At 71.8% G+C, this 5,987-nt stretch carries 4 protein-coding genes and 1 pseudogene; 4 read left to right on the forward strand and 1 reads right to left on the reverse strand.

The window, feature by feature from the left end; translation table 11 throughout:
* Positions 1–209, forward strand: a pseudogene (locus tag NBZ85_RS26345) (TCP-1/cpn60 chaperonin family protein); the annotation flags it as partial.
* Here NBZ85_RS26345 and NBZ85_RS26350 read toward each other — a convergent pair.
* Positions 197–1,834 (reverse strand): glycosyltransferase family 39 protein, encoded by a 1,638-nt coding sequence (locus NBZ85_RS26350; protein WP_261559789.1) that lies wholly within the window; start codon positions 1,832–1,834, stop codon positions 197–199. The pseudogene NBZ85_RS26345 and the gene NBZ85_RS26350 sit on opposite strands and share 13 nt — an antisense overlap.
* Positions 1,835–2,655: 821 nt before the next feature.
* Between NBZ85_RS26350 and NBZ85_RS26355 the strand changes: the two genes are divergently transcribed.
* From NBZ85_RS26355 to NBZ85_RS26365, 3 genes are all read left to right on the forward strand, one after another.
* A complete protein-coding gene (locus NBZ85_RS26355; RefSeq protein ID WP_261559790.1) occupies positions 2,656–3,255 on the forward strand; it encodes an AMIN-like domain-containing (lipo)protein in 600 nt (199 codons plus the stop codon).
* Positions 3,256–3,461: 206 nt separating this feature from the next.
* The gene (locus NBZ85_RS26360; protein ID WP_261562804.1) at positions 3,462–4,541 is read left to right on the forward strand and encodes an MTB12 C-terminal domain-containing protein; all 1,080 of its coding nucleotides are present in this window, start codon (positions 3,462–3,464) and stop codon (positions 4,539–4,541) included.
* A 183-nt stretch (positions 4,542–4,724) separates the two neighbouring features.
* On the forward strand, positions 4,725–5,984 hold the full coding sequence (locus NBZ85_RS26365; RefSeq protein ID WP_261559792.1) for a sensor domain-containing phosphodiesterase: 1,260 nt from the start codon (positions 4,725–4,727) through the stop codon (positions 5,982–5,984).
* Positions 5,985–5,987 lie beyond the last annotated feature (3 nt).

Raw genomic sequence — 5,987 nt, forward strand, 5'->3', positions numbered from 1 at the left:
ACGGCCTGAACGCGGCCACCGGCGAGTACGTCGACCTCATCGCCACCGGGATCATCGACCCCGCCAAGGTCACCCGCTCCGCCCTGCAGAACGCCGCGTCGATCGCCGGCCTGTTCCTCACCACCGAAGTCGTGGTGGCGAACGCTCCCGAATATGCGGCGGCCGACGCCGCCAACGTGGACGCCGCCATGCGCAGTCAGGGTTTCTGAGCCGTCGCGCCGGACCGCCCGCGGGCCCTGACATCATTGGGCCCGCGGGCGCTGCGGGCCACGCCCCGAGACCGGCGATGCAATCCGACCCCCGCCGTACTCCCCACCGCACCGTGCCAGAACACGTGCGTCCACGTAGCCCGCTCGCGCCGGGCGAGGACCGCGGACAGCAGGGCGCCCAGCCCGATCGCGGCGAGTAGCACGACGCTGGGCTCAGCCGCGGCGCGGAACCGGGTCGTCCCGTAGATCAGCATCGATGCTACGGAAAGCACGATCGGGGTGGCGAGAAGCGGCAACGCCGGCACCCGTCGGCGCCGCAGGACGGCCACGCCGCCGACGCCGGCCGCGCCCAGACACCACAGCGACACCGATCCGATCTTGCTGACCGTCTGCGGGCGTTCCTCGAGCGTGTCGAACTGCGCCTGCTGCCACGGCCGGTAGACCGCCCAGGTCCGGCCTAGTCGTGCGGCCGCCACCGTCGGCAGCCGTCCGGTGTTCTCCCCGATATAGCGGAATGCCGCCTCGCGGAAGAACTTGTCGCGCTGGGACGCCTCCACCGGTTGGTCGGGAAGGGAAGCTGCGCACCCGAGCGACCACCAGCCGAGTTGCTTACCGTAGTAAGTATCGTCGCAGTGGGTAACGGCCAGCGTGACACCGAGCCCGCTGGAGATGAACTCCGGTTCCTCGAACCGGGACAGGTTGTAGCCAACCCAGGGTGCGATGAGCAGCACGCTGGTCGCGGCACAGGCCCCGAGCAACCTGAGCCGGTGGGTCCAGGGCAGCCCGGGCAGCCTGAGCACGACCGGTGTCGCCAGCACCAGCGCGAGCAGCGCCAGCTCGGTCCGGGCCAGCATCGCGGCGGCCAGGGCGGCCCCGACGCAGACCGCGTCCAGCGGCCGCCGCCGGTCCCATAGCCGGTAGCTGGCGAGGATGAGCAGCGTGCAGGAGAGGATCGCGGGCGTCTCCGACATGAGCACCGGGTCGCTCAGCCACATGCCCGGGTAGACGGCGGCGATCGCCGCGGCGATCAGGCCGGTGACCGGGCCGGTGACCGGGCCGGCGATCCGGCGGCCGGCGAGCCCGACGGCGACGACCGACAGCGCGCCGAGCAGGCACGAGAAGATCTGGTGGTCGACGAAGCTGCGCAGCCCGAACAGCGAGGGAATGGCAAGCAGCAAACTGGTCAGCGGCGGGTGCTGCGCGTCCGGCAAGTATTCGTTCCTGTCGATGAAGGCGTACGGGTTGGGCCAGCCTTTTCCGTCGACGAACAGGTTCGCGGCGTGGTGGTAGTAGAAGGCGTCCCCGGCGATCTTCATCGGGTACAGCCAGCCGAAGAGGAAACCCAGTCGGACGGCGATCGCGACCGCGGCAATCATCGTGATCGCGATCCACCAGCGCCTCCGGTCGCCGGCGATGACCTCGGCCGGCGGCGGTGATGTCGTCGGCCGGATGACGGCGCGCGCGCGGCCGGTCGTGGCGGGCAGGCCATCGCGGGTGTCGGTGTCGGCCTGGGTCCCGGCGCCAGTGGCGGTAGCGGCTTGATCTGGTCGGCCGCCGCCGGTGACCATGCTGGTCGCTCCACCACTGGCAGGCCCGTGGCGCAGGTGCCGTTCCCCGACCGACATCAGTCCCCCTATTCGCAGTTGCCGAACCTTTGGCGGCACGGCGGGTGGTGCAGGTATCGCCCTCCACGCTCCGCGTGCTGAATCCCCAGAATGTTATTAAATCGGCCCAGTCCTGTAGCAATCCACCTCGAACCAGCGGGGAAATTGGCCGCTACCTGCGGAAACAGGAATCGATCTACGATGCGGGCGGTCCTCCGCGCTGGTCCCGAACGCGGTGGCCTCGAGCCCGTGGGCGTAGGCGCCGAAATCGCATCGCCTGTCGGTCCAGCGCAGCGCCGACCGGTAGGTGAACGGGCGCTGTTGCATTGCGGGGATCCAGCGCACGCCGGGGCCTCGAGCGGTCTCGGGCAGAAGGCCTGGGCGAGCACCGTGAACGCGGCCACGAGCCGATGCTGTGGGTCGATGTCGGTTCCGCGACATGCACGCCGCGGCAGCGCCCCGCGGGAGATTGCGACCAGCACCGCTGCGGTGCTATGCGCCCGAGTGCAGATCCGCCCGAGGCTCCCGTTCATGGTCGTGACGCGTCGGGTATGACAAGTAGGACGGCTTCGTGCCGTGTGTCCGGAGAAAGCGGGGCATTGCGGATGGGAAGCATCGTCGTGGTGGGGTCGGCAGCCGCGGGATCCGCGGCCGAACGGAGCGGCCGGCCGCTGGCGGACCTTCATCTGGATGGTCCGACCGGTGGCCGACGAGGGGCCCGACGGGCCCGACGGGGGCGGCATGGCGGTGCCGCTGCCGCCGTGACGGCTTTCATGACGGCCCTGATGGTGGGCCTCGTCGGTTGCGGCGGCTCCAGCTCCGCTGGAGCCAACGGTGCCGGCTTGCCCTCCTCGCCGACCGTGCACTCCCCCGCCACGACAGCGGCCGGTAGCGCCACGGCGTCAGGCAGCCCGGGGGGCACGTCCAGGCCGCCGGCTCCGTCGGCGTCGGCGGGAGCGAGCGCCGGCTCGGGGGTGGCGTCGGCCGGGCCGCGGACCAGTGCGCGGAGCTGGTCGAGTCAGCCGGCGGCGCAGGCGCGGCAGCAGGGCCGGCCCGTCCGGCTCGTGTCGCTGCGCAGCGCGGCCAACGTGGAGAACGGGGTCCGGTTCGACCGGCTCGTGCTGGAGTTCGCCGGCGGTGTTCCCGGCTACCGGGCCCAGTTCGTGCCGCAGGTCGTCCGGCCGGGATCGGGGGCGCCGCTGCCGCTGGCCGGCCAGGCGGCGTTCGAGCTCGTCCTGACCTCCGCCGCCGCCCACGACGACCAGGGCGCCTCGACGTTGCGCACGGCACCCGACGGCACCGGCCCGTCGGGGCTGAGCTACGCGCTGGCCGGGGACTTCGAGGGAACGGTGCACGTCGGCATCGGCCTGAGCCGCGTCGCCGGCTTCCGCGTCGTCGAACTCACGGGGCCGGACCGCCTCGCCGTCGATTTCCTCTCCTGACGTCTGATCCTGACGTCTGAGCACGCTCGCCCGGGTGGGGCATGGGCCGGCGGCCGCGGGACCCACCGAGTCGAGCGCGCTGCGGTCGTAGGTGGCGCGGTTACCCAGGGCCACGGTCAGGTTCACGCCGACGGCGCGTGTTCCGGCGGCGGCCCGGCGACATTCGATTGACCCGACCGTGGCAGTAACGCCACGATGGGTGAGTTATGAACTTTTTCGACGATGCCTCCTCGACCGTCCCGCCGCGCCTGGTCGGCCCGTGGCTCGCCCCACCGGACCACCAGCTCGCCGGAGTGGTTCCCCTTGCCTTGACCATCGGCCGCAATGCCGACACCGCCGTGTCCGTCGCATTCCTCGCCGTGTATCCCGCGGGAGTGGAGATCACTCTGGAGATCCGGCTGCGGCCCGGCACCGAACCCGGTGTCGACCCACGGCTGGCGGTGGGCTGGAACCGGGACGCCACCCGGATGGTCCGGTTCGGGATCGCGCTTCCCGACGGCTCGCGAGCCGTCGCCGCCGGGCCCGGGGAACCGGTCGCCGGCCGCCTCGGCGAGCCGGGCGGCCCCTTGCTGACGGCCCTGCCGGCCGGGGCCGCGTCGGACGGGCCGGGGAATCAGTATGTGCCGTTCGATGGGTCGGGCTTCCAGCCCGCCGTACGGCGAGGGCTCGTGTACGGCTCCGCCGCGAGCTACGGATCCACCGCGAGCGTCGTCAGTTCGCGGGCGGAGCAGGTGCACCGGCTGCGGTACTGGCTCTGGCCGTTGCCGCCGGCCGGTCCGCTGACCTTCGTGGCCGACTTCCTCGCCCGCGGCCTGCCCGAGTCACGGGTCGCCGTGGACGGCGCCGCGATCCGCGCGGCCGCCGACCGTGCCGTCGATCTGTGGCCGGCCGTCGGGCTGCCCGAGCCCGGCTCGCCGCCGGCCGACGTCGCGGCGGCCGCGGCCGAGGTCCGGGCGGCCTTCACCACGGCCTTCACGGGCGGTCAGAGCATCGAGACGACCTTGGCCGCCGTCGACGACGGTGCGTCCCTGCGGTCGACGCTGCAAACGGTGCGCGCCCGCCATCCGCAGCCGACGGCGAGCGCGCGGGTGCTGGTCGGGGAGCCGGTGTTCACCGACCCGGCCCACGCGTCACTCCCCTTCGAGGTGGTGCTGAGCCACGCGCCCGCCTACGGCACCCTTCCCGGGGGCGCCGTTCTCGTCGGCGGGAGATGGAAGGTGGCACGAAGCTCGTACTGTGTGGTGATGTCCTGGGCCGGCGTGTCCTGCCCCGATCGCGTGGGATAGGCGGCCAGCCCCGGCCTCGCCTGACCGGAACGGCCGCAGAGGCGTAGCGTCACATGTTGAAGCTGAGAGATCCGGGCTTCGGCGTCGCCGCTGCCCCTGCCGGCGTGGGTCGCCTCTGGCCGGTGCCGCGCCGCATCACCGCCCGGGGCCCAAGGCTCATCGGCCGCCTCTGGGGGTAAGCGGATGGCAGCGCGGGTACCTGTTGACGGCCGCCACGGATGCGATCTTGACGAGATCCTGGCGGCCGGCGCCCTGGTGCCGAGCTATCAGCCTCTCGTCGACCTGGAATCGGGCGCGGTCGTCGGATATGAGGCACTCGCCCGCTGGCCGGCCACCGGCCGGGTCGATCCGACCACCGTGTTCGCCGAAGCCCGGGCCCAGGGACGCCTGGAGGAACTCGACTGGGCCTGCCGGCTCGCCGCCCTGCGGGGCGCGCTCGACATGTCGTTGGGAAACGAACAGACCCTGTTCGTCAACATGGAGGCCTCGTCCTGCGTGATCCCGCGGTCGTCGGCGGCACGCAGACTGGTCGACGAGGCGATCCGCAAGCTGCGCATCGTACTCGAGCTGACGGAGAACTCGCTGTTGACCCACCCGTCCGAGCTGCTCCGGACCATCCGATGGGCACGCGAACAGGGCTGGGGGATCGCGCTCGACGATGTCGGCGTGAACCCGGATTCACTCGCCCTGCTGCCGTTCGTAGCCCCCGACGTCATCAAACTCGACCTGTCGCTCGTGCAGCAGACACCAGGGCCGCATCAGGCCCGCACGATCGCGGCCATCCTGGCGCACGCCGAGCGGACCGGTGCCGTCATCCTGGCCGAGGGCGTCGAAACCCACGATCATCTGGAGCAGGCCCTCGCGTACGGCGCGAGGTACGGGCAGGGCTGGTACTTCGGCCGCCCGGGGCCGCTTCCCGAGGCCGCGTCGACGGCTCGCCTGCCGTTCACGGAACGACCGGCGGACCCGCCGACGACCCCGTTCGAGCTCATCCGAGAGGCCAAGGATCTTCGGGTCGGCCGCAAGAAGCTTCTCCTGGCGATGTCGCACCAGATCGAGCGGCAGGCAATGTCACTCGGTGATCCGCCGGTGGTGCTGGCCGCCTTTCAGACCGCCGGGTGGCTCACCCCGAAAACGAGCCGACGGTACGCGTGCCTGGCCGTCGTCTGTCCCTTCGTCGGCGTCCTGGCGGCCGGCCTCACCCGCCCGGCCTGTCCGGGCGGGTGCGACGTCTCCCTGGCAGCGTCGGACCCGCTGGTCGGGGAGTGGGCCGTGATCGTCGTCGGACCGCACTACGCCAGCGCGCTCATCGCCCGCGATCTCGCCGACGGAGGTCCGGATCGCGATCGTCGGTTCGAGTTCGCGATCACGCATGATCGGGAGACGGTGGTGTCCGCCGGCCGATCCCTGATGGGGCGCATCACCGACGCCATGCACACCTGAGGC

Source organism: Frankia tisae (assembly GCF_025403405.1).
Classification (GTDB): domain Bacteria; phylum Actinomycetota; class Actinomycetes; order Frankiales; family Frankiaceae; genus Frankia; species Frankia tisai.